Here is a 17,866-nt window from a genome sequence, read left to right on the forward strand (position 1 = left end):
AGGTGTGAATCCACACCTTCAGCTCATTTCAAATAAAGAGGTAATGAATTTATGGATTCAGTTGTCATTATTGATGCCAAAAGAACTGCTATCGGCAAATTTCGAGGTCAATTTGCCGATCTTTCGTCAGTTGAACTAGGTACGCAACTAGTTAAGCAGTTATTGACCAATAACAAAATCGATCCCAAGCAAGTAGATCAGTTCATTTTTGGAAATGTTTACCAAGCCGGAATGGGTCAAAACATTGCCCGTCAGATCAGTCTAAATGTCGGTGGCAGCGTTGAGTCAACTGCCATGACCGTAAATCAAGTTTGTGGATCAGGGATGAAAGCTGTCCATGAAGCTACTAATGCCTTATTGCTCAATGATGCGGACATCATTGTTTGCGGAGGGGTAGAAAGCATGTCGAACGCGCCATTTTACGCTAAAAGAGTGGGCAAATTAGAAGCTTCAGATGAACAAGGCGATACTTTGTTCCGTGATGGCTTAGTTGATGCCTTTGGCAATTACCCCATGGGTATCACTGCTGAAAATGTGGCAGAACAATATCACGTTAGTAGAGAGCAACAAGATGAATTTGCTTTAAATTCTCAAAAAAGAGCTGCTGCAGCTTCTGAGAAAATGTCTGATGAGATCTTACCGATCACAGTAAATAACGATCAGATCGCACAGGATCAGTCGATCCGTCCGGAATCGCCCCTTGAGACCATGGGAAACTTGAAACCAGCATTTAAAGAAGATGGAACTGTCACTGCCGGAAATTCCTCACCACTAAATGATGGCGCAGCAGCAATGATCTTGATGCGAAAAGAGACTGCCGTAAAACTAAACTTGTCATACATTGCAGAACTGACTGGTTATGTTGAAGCTGGGATCGATCCTAGCATCATGGGATATGCTCCTTATTACGCTATTAAAAAATATTATGATAAATATCAGATCGACCAAGATCAAGTCGACTTTTTTGAGATCAACGAAGCTTTCGCTTCACAGTCAGTTGCGGTGGCTCGAGATTTGCAGATTCCTGACGATAAATTAAACGTCTACGGTGGAGCGATTGCTTTAGGACATCCTCTAGGTGCTACCGGAGCAAGATTGATCGTCTCCTTGATCAATATTTTACAACACGAAAATAAGCAGACCGGGATCGCTTCACTTTGCATCGGTGGCGGTATGGGCATGGCTTTGGGACTTAAATTATCATGAAAATATACGAAATGAGCAATCAGCAACGGATCGATTATTTAGTCGCACAAGATATTATTGATCAAGAACAAGCTGATTTTTTAGCAAAAAAGCAACCCTTGTCAGAAGACTTAGCTAACAGCTTGAGTGAGAATCAGCTCGGTATTTTTGGATTGCCATACGGTATTGCGACTGATTTTTTGATCAATGGCAAAGAGTATGTCGTTCCGATGTCGATCGAAGAGCCTTCGGTCATTGCTGCAGCTTCTAATGGAGCTAAACGGATCAAGGCAAATGGTGGCTTTCACGTTACAACGAGTCAACACATCATGTATGGTCAAATCGTTTTGGAAGAAACTAGTTCTGAAATACTCCAAAAGTTAGAAGCAAGTCAGGCAGACATTATCGATGCTGCTGATCAAAGTCGGCAGAGTTTACTTAAACGTGGCGGTGGGGTAACATCATTAACTTTTGAAAAAGTTGGCGACGTTACTGAGATTTTATTAGGAGTTAATACCGTTGACGCCATGGGAGCTAATATCGTCAACTCGATGCTCGAGACGATCGCACCACAAATTTCAACTTTGACTGGTCAAAATGTTTTGTGTGCGATTTTATCTAATAGTGGAAAATCGCAACTAGTTCAAGCTGAGGCAAGAGTTAAATTTGCTGATCTACAAACTAAACAAATGAGTGGTCAAGAAGTTGCTGAGAGAATCGTTCGATTAACGAATTTTGCTAAGCATTCGGTCATGCGATCAATAACGCACAATAAAGGAATCATGAATGGGATCGATGCCGTTTTGTTAGCAACTGGTAATGATTTTCGGGCTGAAGAAGCGGCTGCCCACAGTTTTTATGCTCAAGATGGTTATCAACCATTTAGCAATTGGCAGATCAAAGATGGTCAATTAGTCGGGACCTTAGAATTACCGATCGAGATCGGTAGTGTCGGAGGTGCGATCAAAGCTTTACCGATGGCGCAACTTAGCTTGGCAATAATGAACATCAATAACAGCCAAGAATTACAAGCAGTGATTGGGTCAGTTGGATTAGCCAACAATTTATCAGCTTTAAGAGCATTAGTTACGACCGGCATCCAAGCGGGTCATATGAGTCTACAAAGTAAATCTTTGGCCGTGTCAGCCGGTGCTAAAGGTGATGAGATCACTGAAATATCGAAGCAACTCAACCAAAGCAAAGAATATACTTTAGAAAAAGCTTCAGAACTCTTAGAAAAATTGAGGAAACAGTAAATTGGATATAGGAATTGAAAAAATAGGGTTTTATACACCAAAGAATTATATCGATATCGTCGAATTAGCTAAGGCAAGAAATCAAGAACCAGATAAGTTTACCATCGGTATTGGTCAGTCAAAGCAAGCCGTTCCAGCAGTCTATGAAGATGCTGTCACCATGGCTGCAGAAGCAGCTGAACAAATTTTGACTGACGATAGAACTAATATCGGGTTGGTAATTGTCGGTACTGAAAGTAGTGTCGATGAATCTAAAGCATCAGCGTTATTTTTGATGGATCTATTAAACTTACCCGAATATGCTCGTGCTTTTGAGATTAAGGAAGCTTGTTACGGAGCAACAGCTGGCGTCCAAATGGCTTACAACTTTATTGCTACTAATCCGGATAAGAAAGCTTTAGTCATAGCTAGTGATATTGCCAGATACGGAATCAATACACCAGGCGAGGTAACGCAAGGTGCTGGCTCAGTAGCCATGCTGATCAGTTCTCAGCCTAAGATTTTGAAATTAGAAAATAAATCAGTCTACATGAGTAAAAATGTCGGTGACTTCTGGCGACCAACTTTTTCCAAAACAGCTTTTGCAAGAGGCAAATTCAGCAATCAGATCTATATTGAATTTTTCCAAACGCTTTGGGCAAAATATCAACAAAAGTATCAAGCAACCGCTGAAGATTTCAAAGCCATGCTCTTCCACATTCCATACACAAAAATGGGTGCTAAGGCAATGAAAACGTTAGAGGGAAACGTTTCTGATGAGACCTATGCTAGATTAAAAGACCAATATCAAGATAGTATTAAATTTGGTCGTGAAGTCGGCAATCTATACACTGGCTCCCTTTACCTAGGGTTATTATCGTACTTGATCAACTCAGACGTCCAAGCAGGGGAGGAGCTACTACTCTTCAGTTATGGATCGGGAGCGGTCGGTGAATTGTACAGTGGAGTTGTAGCTGAAAACTTCGCTGAGAATGTCAACAGCGAAAACGTCAAGCAAACACTAGCACAACGTCACCAGATCAGTATTTCTGAATACGAGGAAATTTTCTCCAAATCGATCAGCGATGGCGAAAAAATTGATCCAGACGAAGTAACGGGCAAGTTTTATCTAAGTGAAATTAAAGAGAACGAAAGATTGTACAGTAAAAAATAAACCAGCGGGAGCTGGTTTTTTTGTTGAAATTTATTTATCGATTGATAAATAATCAAATTTTAAAAATCATTCTAAGTTAATACGAACAAATAAAAACAATTTGTAAAAATATGTTGGAAAAAGTGTATCTAAAAAATGTAGCCATAGAGGCGTTTTATGGTGGGTAATAGGTGACAAATCCCGTCAGATCAGGCCTAAAACAAGTACTTGCAAACGCTTACAACTGATGTTATAGTAAAAGCGTGGTAAAGGTGAATTGCCAAAACTGTAGACCTATAAAAATAGTTTAAAGTTTTACTTTTCGTTTGGAGATGGTAGGATTTTAGATCAAATTAACAGTAGAGTATTACAGCAAAGAGGCACGATTGGAACTAGCCAAAAACGTTAACATAAAATCGACTATTAATATAATTAGTCGCCTAAACTCAATACATGATGTGCTAGGATCCATTTTGAATTATGACAATAAACAAGTAGTAAGATTTGTTTTCAGTAGTAAGAATCATTTTGATGAAACTACAGTGTGATTTCATCTTGCCACTTCAAATGTTTAGAGACCGCGTCGTGAGACGTGGTCTTTTTGTCTGCAAAAAAAGGAAAAGTGGCCTATTTTCACAATAGGCCACTTTTGCGATAAAGACTTTATTTTTTTTAAACAATGCTGAACTAATTTCACTAAACGAAATAGAAACCGATTATAGCAACTTAATAAAATTAACAAGATGGGAATTAGTAACAAATATACTATGAGGCAATAAATCTTGATAGAAGAATATAAATCAAAACTCCGACTACGATAAAGATAAGTAACGTGCCCCTACACAAAAAAAACTCAGACATAATAATGTCTGAGCCACTTCCAACGGTATTCATTCTAATTTATCAATAATATTTCTCTACCCAACAACTTGAACAGTAATTGATTGACGTCCAAATTGTAAAGCTTGAGAGTTAGGCATAGCAATATCCAATTGGTTAGGATTGCTGTAAGCAAATGTACCTGTATCGTTAACAGTTCTGTTAAGGACAGTTCCATCGCCTAAAGTGATCTTAAGTTGAGTACCCTTAGGGTATTTTGAAAGGTTGGCAGCAACGCCACCGTAACCCATGTTTGAACCTAAGACAGCTGGATCATAAGCAGTTGCACTCATAGTGATCTTTTCAGCAGGCTTTTCGTCTGACATATACTTACCATTGATCCATGAGTTCTGGCCTACGTTATACCAAACTTGGCCACTAGCATCTGTAGTTGATTCATAAACAGTGTACCCCACGCCACCTTCAACAGTTGTTCCTAAGAAATAACCGTTGTTAGCTGAACTATAAAGGTTCACTGAGCCATCAGCGTTAACGTACATTGTTTTGTTTAAGCTGATAGTTGGAGCAGTGAATGAAATATCATTACTGCTGAGCCATTGGCCATCACCAACTTGGTAATAAGTGATGTCGCCGACTTTAATAGCCTTAGTTGTTGCCCAAGCAGAATCTTTAGCTAAAGTATTTGATGAAGCACCAACTTGGCCAGTTGCTGAAGGTGTTGTATAGATTGGGGCACCTGAAGCAGTTTTAACGTAAAGAGTTGTTAATGGTAAATCAACAGTTGAAGTCGTTGCGGCTTGTACAGTATTGTCAGAAGCATTGATTGAGTTAGTTGCAGTAACTCCAACAAATGCAAGTGATGAAGCTGTGATCATAGTTGTAACGATTTTTTTGAATCTCATTATATAAATATTCTCCTAATTGTTCACTGATTTATCTTTTAAAAAATAAGCGAAATTATCTAACGAGAAATACTATATAACGTATATCGAAAAAAATCTTGATTATAACTTAACTGTAAAGCCGATGTAATCTTATTGAAAAATTAATAATTCAAAATATCCAAAATATTTTTATAAATATTTTTTAATTTCATTTAAAAGAGCATCAACTGTGTTGATAACACAACCATTAAGTTTGATCAAACCTATGGTGTAAGTGTTGACGTATTGGAAAGGATTTTCGCCGATGACTTTAACGGCATCAAGCTTTTCTGGATTGTCAGCACCGTGTTGTCTTAAGTCTGTGTAAAGTCCAACGACAGGGATCTCTTTACCAAAAGCAAGACCGATTTCAGAAGCAACGCCGATATCGATGATCTCGCCATCTAAAACAGCTACGACTAAGTCAGAGGAAAGCAATTCTTTATTATCTTCTTCTGCGATCTTGATCGAGTCAGCAAACTTAGTTTTATCATTAATATCACCATTTTCTTGAGGTAAATAAACTTCAATGTCAGATGACATCTTTCTGATCTTGTCAACGACGTAAGCATTGAACATCCGGTCAGCTTCTGAAAAGAGACCATTGGCAAAATAAATTTTCATAGTAAAAAGCTCCTTTTTAATTGTTGCTCTTATTTTAGCATTTAATTTGTAGTTAGATTTATGAATACGATACAATGAAAGAAATTATATGCTATGAGGGATGCAATTATGAAAAAAGGATGGTATGCGATTTTTGCCGTAATTGTCGTTGCAATTTTGGCAATCGTTTTTATTCCACGAACGATCCGTGGAAATAATACGTCATCAAATCAAGATGGCATGGGAATGATGGGCGGATAACATCATACAAATTCAAACAATGATCGAAATGCCGATCGTGGAGATTCAAACTCAGGGTCGATGCAAATGATGTCTGAACCTAACGTTGATCTGGAAGATCCTGGTACACCACTGAAGGAATTGAATTTACCACCGATCCTCAAACCAGATAAAAAGACTAAATCTGATGTTTATTACACAGTCACTGCCCAAAAAGGACAGATGTCTTTTAAGGACGGTACCACGACTAATACATTAGGATACAATGGCAATTATTTGGGTCCAGTCATCAAAATGACTCGTGGGCAAAAAGTCCACATTAAAGAAGTGAACGATTTAGACTCAGAGACGACGTTTCACTGGCATGGGGCCATTATTCCCGGAAAAGCTGACGGCGGTCCTCACGACCCATTAAAGCCCCATTCTAGCCGTAATATTTCATTTACAGTCGAACAACCAGCGGCGACGCTTTGGTTCCATCCACATCCAAGTGGAAAAACTGGTGAACAAGTTTATGAAGGTCTTGCTGGGTTGATCTACATTAATGATAAACAAAGTAAGAAAATAGCCTTACCAAAGAAGTACGGTGTCGACGACTTTCCACTCGTCGTTCAAGATCGGACTTTTGATAATGATGATCAATTTAACTATCAAGCTGATTACAACGCTGACGGGACGCAAGGTCAAAATATTTTAGTCAATGGTACTTTAAATCCATACATCAATGTCACAACGCGATTTGTTAGATTGCGTATTCTTGATGGTTCCAATGCACGTAACTTTACATTCAAACTTTCAAATGGCCAGAAGATGTATCAAGTCGCAGGTGACGGTAGCTTTTTGGACAAACCAGTCGCAATGTCCAAGTTGAAACTTTCTGCCGCGCAAAGGGCTGAGATCGTGATCGATACGAATGATCTTAAAGATGGCGAAACATTAAAATTAACTGCTGGCGGTCAAAATGTGTTAACAATGAAAATGGGAGAACGAACTGAGAATTACTCGAAATTACCCAAGAATTTGAAACACATGAAGGCAGCAAAAACACCTACTGGAGATGTTGCCAAGCAGAAATTAGTTTTGAGTGGAATGAGTAAAATGGTGCGGATCAATGGTAAGCAATTCAATCCTGATCGTATCGATATCCATTCCAAAGTAGGCCAGCAACAAGTTTGGACGATCGAAAATAAAAATGAAATGATGATGAATATGATCCATCCATTCCATTTGCACGGAGTTCAATTCAGAGTATTGTCGATCAACGGCAAAAAGCCCCCAATGAACTTACGAGGCAATCTAGACACGATCCGGTTAAACCCAGGAGATGTGTATAAGATAACATTCAAATTCGAAAAACGCGGACTTTACAGGTATCACTGCCACATTTTGGAACATGAAGAAAATGGAATGATGGGGCAAGTATTAGCAGAGTAGCAAGTGCAGAGAGCGCAGCGAGGTTGTTCAGCTGCTGAGGATTAACGCAGGTAGTCGCACAAGGTGCTGCGAAGCAGCGCCGCGACTACCTGTGTTAACCGGAGGCCGCTACCTCGCGGAGCTCGTTTTCAGATCCTTGAGGATAAAAGTAGAAACCACTATCCAAATGACCGCAAGTTTGAGCAGTAGAGCTACAAAGCCGTGCCTGCTGACAGTTTCTAAACCGGAGGCCGCTGAGAACCGGAACTCATTTTCAAATCCTTGAGGATAAAAGTAAAGAGCACTATCCCAATGGTAGCAAGTATTAGCAGTATAGCTACAAATCCAGGCTCACAAACATTTTCCATACAAAGCCAACTATCTTCAGAAATAAGTTGTAACAAAAAATACCTTACGAGAGAAAATCTCATAAGGTATTTTTTTTATAGAATTTTGGCCCATCTAAAAAAACATCAACGAGTACTTCGACGGGCAACAAGCTTAGTATCTAACTCGATTCGAGCTGGGGTATGCTCTTTGTTGGTTATTTGATCGATCAATAAATCGACGGCAGTTCCCCCCATCATTTTGGTCGATACGGCGACGGAACTTAATTCAGGATTAACGAAGCTGGCTAGAGATGAATTATTGAAACTGAAAATGCTGACGCGTTCTGGCACTTTAATATTGGCTTCTTGCAATGCTTGTAATGCTCCGGCAGCCATTGGATCACTGGAGATGAAGAAAGCATGGGGGAGTCTGTCTCCCAGCTGCTGAATAGCTTGTTTCATTTGGTCATAACCGGAATCTTTAGTGAAGTCGCCTTTAAAACAGTAGGCAGGATTGAAAGTATTATTTTCAGTCATGATCTGTTTAAATGCGTCAAATCTAGGATCTGCGATTTTTCTTTTTTCGTCAGTCGTTTTTTCTTCGCCGTACAAAATTCCAATATCAGAAATGTGTTGCTGGTTGAAAAAGTCGATCACACGTTTGACACCTAGTGCGAAGTCAGTCAGAACACAGTCGTAACCGGCTTGGAATTGATCATCATCGATGAAGACGATTTTATTAGTGATATTTGTTAAAGATTTGACTTGCTTTTCGCTAAATTTACCGACAGCGATGATACCATTGATGTAATTTTTAATATCATCGATATTGTTATGAAAAATCCGGACTACATCAAATTTTTGCTGTTGGCTGCGTTGTTCGATACCTTCACGGATCATCATGTAGTACAAGTCGTCTTGTTCTTTTTCCTCGGAATACCATTGGACTAGAGCTAGACGTCTTTGGAAATTGTTGCTAGCTTTTTTGTTAGTCTTTTTGTAGTTTAATTGTTTAGCAATCAAGATGATCGTGTCACGGGTGTTTTTAGTTACGGATAGACTCATATCGTGATTCAAGACTCGAGAAACGGTTGCGGTCGAAACGCCCGCTTTTTCGGCGATGTCTTTTAAAGTTGCTGCCATTAAGCTACTCCTCCTTTAATTTGTTTACGAAGCGGTCAAAAGCTTCGTCCCCCGTTGAATTACGTTTGAAGACGCCACAATCTTCAAGGATCCTAGCAAAAACATTTCCTAGGTCGTTTGTGACAACTTCTTGGATGTTCTCAGTAGTACAGTGATGATTTGCTTTGATTTGATCAGCCCAAGCTTGATGGTATTCAGCAATTTGGTTGGGCTGGTCTAGAATGTATTTTTCGACTTCTTTTAATTCGTCACCTAAACGCCCAGGTAATACGGCCCGTCCCATAACTTCGATCAAGCCAATTCCTTCTCTTTTAATGTGTTGAACGTCTTTATGAGGATGAAAAATTCCATCAGGATATTTTTCAGAAGTTTGATTGTCTCTTAAAACAAGATCTAAGAAGTACTCGCCTTCATTTTGATAGGCGATCGGTGTGACGGTATGATGTTGTATACCGTTAGTTTCTGCTCTTAGATCAACTGATTCATCAGAATAGCCTTTCCAAAAGTTTAATAACTTAGTAGCAACAGGTACGATTTTTCGTGGATCATGACTTTGGATTCGTAAAGTAGTCATAGGCCAATCGACTCGCCCTAACTTGACTCCAGGAGTTTCTAGATCAATATTTTGCAGGATCTTTGCATCCATCATTGGGAAATGGTGTCGTCCACCTTGGTAATGCATGTGAGCGGTGATCGTTCCACCAACGATCGGCAATCCGGCATTACTTCCGACAAAATATTCAGGGAAGTCCTCAACGATACTGAGCAAGTTGGCAAAAGTTCGCTGGTTCATTTCCATTGGTTTGTGGATCGCCGGGGTAAAAAGGACATGTTCATTAAAATATTGAAATGGTGAGAATTGGAAACACCACGTTTCACCACTAAGCTGCATCCGAATGATCCGCAAATTAGCTTTGGTGAAGAGACCAACTTGTCCGGTATATCCTTCATTTTCGATACAGAGAGGGCATTTAGGATAACCATCATTGAATTTTTTCTGAGTGTGCATCAACATCTTGGGCTCAACTTCTGGCTTGAGAAAATTAATATTGATCTCTAAATCACCGTACTTTGACGGCGTATCGAAATTAATGTTCTTAGCGATTGAACGAGTCTTGATGTAATTATTTCTTTGACATAGCCGGAAAAAATAGTTCGTGGCTTTACTAGGCCGACGTTGATATAAATTCCAAAAGGTTTCATTAACAGTCGAAGGCAAGGGTGTTTCCAGGTCCATTAAGTAATCGCTCAAATTTTGTTTAGCATTGATATCGTCTTTGATCTTGCCATTTTCAATAGCTGTTTGGACGAGGGCATCATTTAAATTCAAAATGTCATTAGTCTGAGAATCTGAATCAGTCACATCGCCGATCAGTCCCTTGATGCGATTGATCAAATAAATGCGGTCGATATCTTGGAAACTAGTATTATTATCGATAATGTATTCAACAAATTTATCAATATCATTCATGAACGCTTATCTCCATTTAGTAAATATTTAGTTAATTAAATGATAACGCTTTCTTTATATAGTAACAACAATTTTGCTAATATTTCAGTAAATTCATTCCTATTTATTGTCGGTTAATATTCACATACATTGTGTTATTATTTAGACATTATTTATTTAATTTAAAGAATAGAGGACATTTATATGCCAACGGCAGTCGTTACAGATACAGCTGCATATTTGACTCCAGAGCAAATCGATAAATATCACATCACAGTTTTACCGATCACCGTCATCTTGGGGGACCAGCAATATAAAGAAACAGAAGAATTAGATTTAGCAACTTTTTATGATTATTTGAAAAATGAAAAAGAACTACCAACGACATCCCAAGTTTCGATGGGACAAATACAAGAAGCATACGACAAACTAGTTGCACAAGGCTACGACAACATCATATCGATCCATCTATCGAATGGCATAACTTCGTTCATGGACAATTTAAGAATGTTTTGTAAAGAATATGACAAAGCTAAAATTTATCCATTCGATTCACTAGTAGCCAGCGCCGGTGAAGCTGATTTAGCATTATTAGCAGGATCAATGATCCAAGCAGGCAAAACGCCTGACGAGATCATTCCCAAAATGGAAGAAATGCGATCCTCTAGAGACGTCTACTTTGCCGTCGACGACCTCAAGCATTTAATGCGAACAGGCAGATTAAGCAACCGTTCAGCCGTGATCGGGAATCTTCTAAACATCAAGCCAATGCTGACTTTTGATGAAGAAGGAAAAATCATCGCTATAGGCAAAGAAAGAACCATGAAACGTTGTCTAAAGGCTGTAATAAGCAAAATGGAACCGGCAATAAAACAATCAAAATACCCGATCCACGCAACCGTAATAGATGCCAACAACCAAAGTACCTAGGACAATTGGAAGCAAGCACTACAAGAAAAATTCCCCAACATCCGCATAACCCAAAGTCATCTAGGACCAGCAATCAGCGTCCACACAGGAGAAAAAACTATGGGAGTACTCTGAGAAATCGATTGGCAGTATTTGAATAAGTAAGATCTATAACATAACAAGAAAGATAAATAATCAAATACAAAAATAACCCCCACTTTTTTTAGTAGGGGTTATTTTTGTATTCCACCAGCGTATTGGCAAATCAGAATAAACCGAGACAGATAAGTGAGAAATAGGGTCGTAGAATACAAACTAATCTACTATCCCTATCAAAAAAAATCCCGCCAAAAAGGCGAGATTATAAACAATATACTATCTAGCTGATCCAGCGCGCTTAAATCCGATCCACTTGGCTAACTCAGCAATCAAGAAGACAGCGATACCACCGATCAAGGCCACGAGCCATTCAAACCAACCAATAGCAGCAGTATGGAAGACTGACTGCATAAATGGCACGTAAGTCAAGATAAGTTGCAAGATCATCATCAAAGCGATGAAGATATAAGATTTCTTATTAACAAACATCTCTTTAGATAGAGCATAATTCTTAGTTCTAATGTTGAACAAGTAGAAGATCTTACCAACGATCAGAACGTTGATCATAGTAGTACTTGTTACAGCTGAAGAGACACCAGCACGCGTAAACCATTCATCAACGATCATTCCGATGATAGCCATTAAAATCGAAATGTAGATAACCTGGTTGACGTCGCTCTTATTCATTAGACCGCTTCCGGTCTTTCGTGGCGCCCGTTTCATGATACCTTCTTCAGCCGGTTCGAAAATCAAAGCAAATTGGATTGTTGTGGCCGAAACCATGTTGATCCATAGTAATTGCGTAGGTTGAAGTGGGATCTCATCGCGAGCTAGGATAGCAAAAGCGATAATCAAACCTTCAGCAAACGAAATTGGTAGTAAGTAAAGAATACTTTTCTTAATATTATCGAAGATCCGTCGACCTTCTTTGATAGCTTTGGAAATTGTTGCAAAATTATCATCAGTCAAGATCATGTCAGCTGAATCTTTGGCCACGTCAGTACCTTTGATACCCATGGCAATACCGATATCAGCACGTTTCAAGGCGGGAGCATCGTTAACGCCGTCACCAGTCATTGCGGTAACTTTGTTATCTTGTTGTAAGGCCTTGATGATCTCGATCTTATTTCCAGGCGTTGTCCGAGCAAAGACTTGGTTGCGGTTTGCCTCCAGAACTTTGTCCTCATCACTCAATTTATCCCACTCGGGACCAGTGATCGCATGGATCTCATCTGCCAAACCAAGCTTTTCACCAATGGCAGTTGCTGTTGCAGCACTATCACCAGTGATCATTTTGACTTCAACACTAGCAGAACGGATCTCTTTAAGTGCTTGAATAACTTCTTCTCTTGGAGGGTCAATGATGGCAGCTAGTCCTAAGAAGTGCAGACCAGTTTGAATCAATTCATGAGTCACATCATCGACTTGGCCGTCGACATCGCGATAACCCACGGCAATAACACGTTTTCCTTGGCGCGAATAATCTTCAACAGTTTGCGTCCATTTAGGGATGTCGAAACTGTCATCCAGTGTTTTAAACATGGCAAAAAGTTTATCAGGTGAACCTTTAACGAATAAGGTTTGCTGATTATCTTTTTTAACTAATTGACCCATATAACGATAGTCAGAGTCGAAAGGTAAGATATCGATTTTTTGATAATGATCTTTCGTTCCAACGGGATAGACTTTGTTGTATAGAGACAAGAAGGCACCGTCAGTCGGTTCACCGTTGATGCTCCATTTATTGTCTTCATGAGTCAAAACAGTATCATTAGCGTAATACCCAGCTTGTACAAACAAGTCAAGTTGCTGATCTAATTCTACTTCTTGACCATCTTGGGTGATCGAGCCTTTTGGCTCATATCCAGTTCCACTAACTTGATAAGTCTTATCGGCAAAAATCAAATCGGTAACGGTCATTTCTTTTTTAGTCAAAGTACCAGTTTTATCGGTTGCGATAACATCGACAGAACCGAGCGTTTCTACAGAAGGCAAAGTTTTGATGATGGTATTTTGATTTTTAGCCATGTCGGAAACACCTTTGGCTAAAATTACGGAAGTAGTAGCTGGCAAACCTTCAGGAATAGTACCAACGACCACAGAAATAACAGCCATGGCTAAAACAGGCAGTGAATAAATATCAAACATGAAACCGATGACGAAAATAACGACCGCGGCAATTAGGATAACGTAAGAAACACCAGTTCCTAATTTGTCGATGACTTGCATCAACGGTGTTTTTCTAGTTTTAACTGAGCTTACTTCATCAGAAATTTTACCGATCTCAGTATCGTTACCGGTAGCAACCACAATACCGATACCACTACCGTTAGTTACGGCAGTAGATGCGAAAGCCATATTCTTTTGGTCGGCTAGGGCAACATTGTCTTCGGTGATCGCTTCTTCGATTTTTTCAACCGAATCAGCTTCACCGGTCAAGGCGGATTCTTGAATACTCAAGTTATCAGCAACGACGATCCGCAAGTCAGCAGGGACATTGTCACCAGCTTCTAAGTAAACATAATCTCCTACAACGATTTGTTCAGCCGGGATGTCGATCCTATGACCATCACGATAAACGGTAGCATCGGTCGAGAGCATCTCTTTGATCTTTTCCACGGCATTTGAAGCACTAGTTTCTTGGAAATAACCGATCAAAGTATTGATGATAACTACGATACCAATAATGACGGCATCAGAATATTCTTGCATAGCCACTGTTAAGACAACTGCAGCCAGCAGAACATAGATAACCATGTTGTTGAACTGTCGTAAGAATATCATCCATTTAGGAGTCTGTTTTGACTCCAATTTATTGGGACCATCTTCACGCAATTTCTTCTCAGCAGCTTGCGCAGAAAGTCCTTGTTCAAAATCTTTAGTATTATTATTCCTCTGTATTTCGGAGAGGTCCGATTGGTAGTTTAAGGGGTCCATTTTCATATCCTCTTTAAATTGAATTTGTTTGGAAAAAAAGAGAACTTTGGTAAACACGAATTACCGGAAATTACGAAATTTATCTATGTGATAGATTCGACCAATAAAACGGATTTTGCATTTAAATAAACGCCTACCAAAGTTCTCCTAAACAGGATTCACTTTTAATATGAAAAAAGTTATTTTTGTCTTCAGTTGTGAAGGCTCCTCGTTTCTAAATTTAGTAATAATATCTTATCAAGATAATTATGTAAGGTCAATCTTATCTTCTTGAAAATTTTACAATTGTTTCCACATGTGGTGTTTGTGGAAACATATCGACTGGTTGCAAGTAGTCAACACGATACTTACGAGTCAAGGCAGTCAAGTCTTTAGCTAAGGTAGAGGGGTTACATGATATGTAAACGAGTTTTTCAGGGCGATTATTCAAAATCGTTTGGATCAATTTATCATCTAGACCGACTCTTGGTGGATCAACGATCAAAGCCGTTGGGTCGATGTCTTGTGCTAATAATTTAGGATAGACCTCATCAACGGAACCAACAAAGTATTCAGCGTTATCCACATCATTCAATTCGGCATTTTTCTTTGCATCTTCAATAGCTTCCGGGATGATCTCGATGCCGTAGACCTTTTTAACTTGATCGGCCAATGTGATGCCGATAGTTCCGACACCACAGTATGCATCAAGTAGGATATCGTCTTTTGATGGATTCAAGGCTTTGGTAGCTAAATCGTATAACTTATCAGTTTGTAGCGAATTAAGCTGTAAGAAAGCTCTAGGTGACAAGTTGAAGATCGAGCCATTGATATCTTCCTTCAAGTATTGATCACCCCAGAGCAATTTCGTTTCATCGCCCCAAACCGGACCTTGGTCTTGCAAATTGATATTTTGTGAGATCGAGCAAACTTCTGGGATCTCTTTGTTGATAGCTTCGATAACTTGACGCTCTTTCAAAAACTTAGGCGAACGAGTCACGAAGGTTACTTGCAATTGATTAAATTCAACGGACTGTCTGATAATGATCATACTCAAAATACCCGATTTAGCTTTTGGATCGTACACAGGCAAACCTAAGTCTTCAATGATCTGCACTATTTTACGCATTGCTGTCATTGTTAAGTCCATTTGTGTAGGCATTTCTGTCAGATCAACTAGTTCTTGAGTTCCATTTTTATAAAGGCCACATTTGATCTTGCCATCGACCAGTTGGATGGGGAATTGGGCTTTATTACGATACTTCTCTTGTTGTGGAGAAGGGACAGTTGGTTTGATCGTATAATGCTCATAAGCATGTGGTTTATATTTTTCCAGAGACTCTTTTAAAATGTCAGCTTTGAATTTCAGCTGATCTTCATATTTAATATGTGCAAATTCAAGGCCACCCACCTGACTTGCTAAAGGAGTCACATCTTCGTTACGATAAGGACTACGAGTTCTTATCTTATGGATCTTCCCGTTGATGAAACGAGGGTGAAGATCGACTACTTCACAAACGATGACGTCTTCAGGAACGGCACTTGGTACGAAAACAATCACGTGCTTGAAAAAGCCGATTCCTTCGCCGTTGATACCGATCCGTTTGATCGTAAGTGGAAAACGATCTCCGATTTTTAGTTCTTCTGTTATATTATTATTCATGAATTCTTCCTTTAATTAAGCTCTAAACTACATTTGAGTATAACACGCGAGGTAAAGCAATTGACAAAAGTTACAAAAATACAAGCGCAAAAACGAAAAGGACGCTACAACGTATACTTGGACGGGGAATACGCCTTTCCAGTCGGTGAAGGGACCTTGATCGAATTTCGATTGATGAAAGGCCTAGAATTGACCGATGCTCAAGTTACCTTGATCAAAAATAAAGAAAATACTAACAAAGCTTATGGTGATGCCGTAAATTATTTAAGTTATGAATTACGGACCGAAAAAGAAATTAAAGATTACTTATATAAAAAGGAATATACGACACCAACGATCATGGATGTTTTAGATCGATTGAAGGAGTTGAATTACTTAGATGATGCTGCATATGCCCAAAGTTTTATCAATACACAGTTAAGGATGTCGGCTAATGGTCCAAAGATCATCGAACAAAAGATGTTCAAAAAAGGCGTCCCTGATTCGATCATTAAAGAAAAGATGTCCGAGATAGATCAGGATATTTTATTGGAAAATGCGACTGATTTTGCCCAGAAACAGCTACGAAAAACTAATCACGGTTCATTCAAACAACAAATGATCAAACTGAAACAAAGTCTTTATTCTAAAGGTTACAGTGGAGACATTACTAACCAAGCAATTGAATCGCTGGACTTAGAAAAAGACGAAGATGAAGAATTAGAAAATCTCCACAAAATGATCGATAAGGTTTCACATCGATATGACAATACTTCAAAATTGATCAACTATTTAATGGGTAAAGGCTTTTCTTATTCAGAAATAAAACGAGCTCTTGAAGAAGATTAGTATGATTATTCTTTTATTAGTTTCACGGCTCTGTTATAATTTTTTTGAACAAGATTTTGAAAGCTGGTTACGTTATGCAAATACCCAGAGAAGGGGATTACGTAGCAATCCAGAGTTATAAACATGATGGTCACTTGCATCGGACGTGGCGTGAAACAATGGTATTGAAGACGAGTGAAAATGAGATCATTGGCTGTAACGAGAATACTTTAGTTACAGAATCTGATGGCAGACGTTGGGTCACGAGAGAGCCGGCGATAGTATATTTCCACAAACACTATTGGTTTAATATCATTGCCATGATCCGTGATACAGGAGTATCTTATTACTGTAATTTGGCAACGCCATACGTTCTCGATAAAGAGGCCATCAAGTATATAGATTATGATTTAGATGTCAAAGTATTTCCTGATGGAGAAAAACGACTGCTTGATGTCGATGAGTATGCCGCCCACAGTAGAATGTGGAGATATCCACCTGAGATAGATAAAATTCTACATTATAATGTTGATGTTTTAATTGATTGGATAGACAAGGGAAAAGGACCTTTTTCTCAAGCCTATATAGATCTCTGGATGAAGAGATATAATGAATTATCTCACCATTAATGGATTGCTAGATCCTATGAAGCTACCTGCTTGGTAGCTTTTTTGTTTGGAAACGAGTTCCAGCCGACAGCGGCCTCCGGTTTAGCGACTGTTAGCTGAACGTCGTTTTAAGCTCTGTTTTTTGGACGAAGATAAATGGAACAGCGAGTTTTAAATTGTTTTTGTCGTTGCTAGATAAGTAAAGAATAATATCAAAAAAAGAGGCTGTGACATAAGTCTCCAAAAAAGGGTGTTGTATTAGAACCGTCAGGTTCTGATACAACACCCTTTTTGATATAATTATATGTATAAAAAAGAGCATCGGTCGCACCCGATACTCTAAGTACTTC

The 17,866-nt window shown here is 39.0% G+C and carries 14 protein-coding genes; 8 read left to right on the forward strand and 6 right to left on the reverse strand.

Going from position 1 to position 17,866, the window contains the following annotated elements; translation table 11 throughout:
• Positions 1 to 51: 51 nt before the first annotated feature.
• Genes EKM78_RS05250 through EKM78_RS05260 form a run of 3 tightly spaced genes read left to right on the forward strand, consistent with a single transcriptional unit; the run spans position 52 to position 3,594 of the window.
• Positions 52 to 1,206, forward strand: a complete 1,155-nt coding sequence (locus EKM78_RS05250; RefSeq protein ID WP_125770085.1) for a thiolase family protein — start codon at positions 52 to 54, stop codon at positions 1,204 to 1,206.
• Positions 1,203 to 2,441: a hydroxymethylglutaryl-CoA reductase, degradative gene (locus EKM78_RS05255; RefSeq protein ID WP_125770087.1), complete on the forward strand. Its 1,239-nt coding sequence runs from the start codon at positions 1,203 to 1,205 to the stop codon at positions 2,439 to 2,441. Before EKM78_RS05250 ends, EKM78_RS05255 begins: the two co-directional genes overlap by 4 nt.
• 1 nt (position 2,442) lies before the next feature.
• The gene (locus EKM78_RS05260) at positions 2,443 to 3,594 is read left to right on the forward strand and encodes a hydroxymethylglutaryl-CoA synthase (protein WP_125770089.1); all 1,152 of its coding nucleotides are present in this window, start codon (positions 2,443 to 2,445) and stop codon (positions 3,592 to 3,594) included.
• A gap of 896 nt (positions 3,595 to 4,490) precedes the next feature.
• Here EKM78_RS05260 and EKM78_RS05265 read toward each other — a convergent pair.
• Together EKM78_RS05265 and EKM78_RS05270 are read right to left on the reverse strand one after the other, a co-directional pair.
• Positions 4,491 to 5,315 (reverse strand): hypothetical protein, encoded by an 825-nt coding sequence (locus tag EKM78_RS05265; protein ID WP_125770091.1) that lies wholly within the window; start codon positions 5,313 to 5,315, stop codon positions 4,491 to 4,493.
• Positions 5,316 to 5,486: 171 nt separating this feature from the next.
• Positions 5,487 to 5,960, reverse strand: a complete 474-nt coding sequence (locus tag EKM78_RS05270) for a nucleoside 2-deoxyribosyltransferase (protein WP_125770093.1) — start codon at positions 5,958 to 5,960, stop codon at positions 5,487 to 5,489.
• A gap of 108 nt (positions 5,961 to 6,068) precedes the next feature.
• Between EKM78_RS05270 and EKM78_RS13255 the strand changes: the two genes are divergently transcribed.
• Together EKM78_RS13255 and EKM78_RS05275 are read left to right on the forward strand one after the other, a co-directional pair.
• Positions 6,069 to 6,200 (forward strand): hypothetical protein, encoded by a 132-nt coding sequence (locus tag EKM78_RS13255; protein ID WP_281273595.1) that lies wholly within the window; start codon positions 6,069 to 6,071, stop codon positions 6,198 to 6,200.
• 69 nt (positions 6,201 to 6,269) lie between these two features.
• On the forward strand, positions 6,270 to 7,613 hold the full coding sequence (locus tag EKM78_RS05275; RefSeq protein WP_245994787.1) for a multicopper oxidase family protein: 1,344 nt from the start codon (positions 6,270 to 6,272) through the stop codon (positions 7,611 to 7,613).
• Positions 7,614 to 8,065: 452 nt separating this feature from the next.
• Here the strand turns inward: EKM78_RS05275 and EKM78_RS05280 are convergent, their stop codons facing one another.
• Positions 8,066 to 9,064 (reverse strand): LacI family DNA-binding transcriptional regulator, encoded by a 999-nt coding sequence (locus EKM78_RS05280; protein ID WP_125770097.1) that lies wholly within the window; start codon positions 9,062 to 9,064, stop codon positions 8,066 to 8,068.
• A 4-nt stretch (positions 9,065 to 9,068) separates the two neighbouring features.
• Positions 9,069 to 10,535: a UDP-glucose--hexose-1-phosphate uridylyltransferase gene (locus EKM78_RS05285; protein WP_125770099.1), complete on the reverse strand. Its 1,467-nt coding sequence runs from the start codon at positions 10,533 to 10,535 to the stop codon at positions 9,069 to 9,071.
• A gap of 183 nt (positions 10,536 to 10,718) precedes the next feature.
• On the opposite strand from EKM78_RS05285, the gene EKM78_RS05290 reads away from it, so the two are divergent.
• Complete coding sequence (locus EKM78_RS05290; protein WP_342768436.1) at positions 10,719 to 11,444, forward strand: DegV family protein; 726 nt, start codon at positions 10,719 to 10,721, stop codon at positions 11,442 to 11,444.
• Between the two features lie 354 nt (positions 11,445 to 11,798).
• Here the strand turns inward: EKM78_RS05290 and EKM78_RS05295 are convergent, their stop codons facing one another.
• Positions 11,799 to 14,459, reverse strand: coding sequence for an HAD-IC family P-type ATPase (locus EKM78_RS05295; RefSeq protein WP_125770101.1), 2,661 nt, complete (start codon positions 14,457 to 14,459; stop codon positions 11,799 to 11,801).
• A 262-nt stretch (positions 14,460 to 14,721) separates the two neighbouring features.
• Positions 14,722 to 16,101 (reverse strand): 23S rRNA (uracil(1939)-C(5))-methyltransferase RlmD, encoded by a 1,380-nt coding sequence (gene rlmD / locus EKM78_RS05300; protein WP_125770103.1) that lies wholly within the window; start codon positions 16,099 to 16,101, stop codon positions 14,722 to 14,724.
• 60 nt (positions 16,102 to 16,161) lie between these two features.
• Between rlmD and recX the strand changes: the two genes are divergently transcribed.
• Both recX and ntdP read left to right on the forward strand, forming a co-directional pair.
• A complete protein-coding gene (gene recX / locus EKM78_RS05305) occupies positions 16,162 to 16,929 on the forward strand; it encodes a recombination regulator RecX (protein WP_125770106.1) in 768 nt (255 codons plus the stop codon).
• A gap of 74 nt (positions 16,930 to 17,003) precedes the next feature.
• Positions 17,004 to 17,537, forward strand: a complete 534-nt coding sequence (gene ntdP, locus EKM78_RS05310) for a nucleoside tri-diphosphate phosphatase (RefSeq protein WP_125770108.1) — start codon at positions 17,004 to 17,006, stop codon at positions 17,535 to 17,537.
• The last annotated feature ends 329 nt before the right edge of the window (positions 17,538 to 17,866 follow it).

It is taken from the genome of Companilactobacillus furfuricola (genome assembly GCF_003946325.1).
In the GTDB taxonomy this organism is placed as follows: Bacteria; Bacillota; Bacilli; order Lactobacillales; family Lactobacillaceae; genus Companilactobacillus; species Companilactobacillus furfuricola.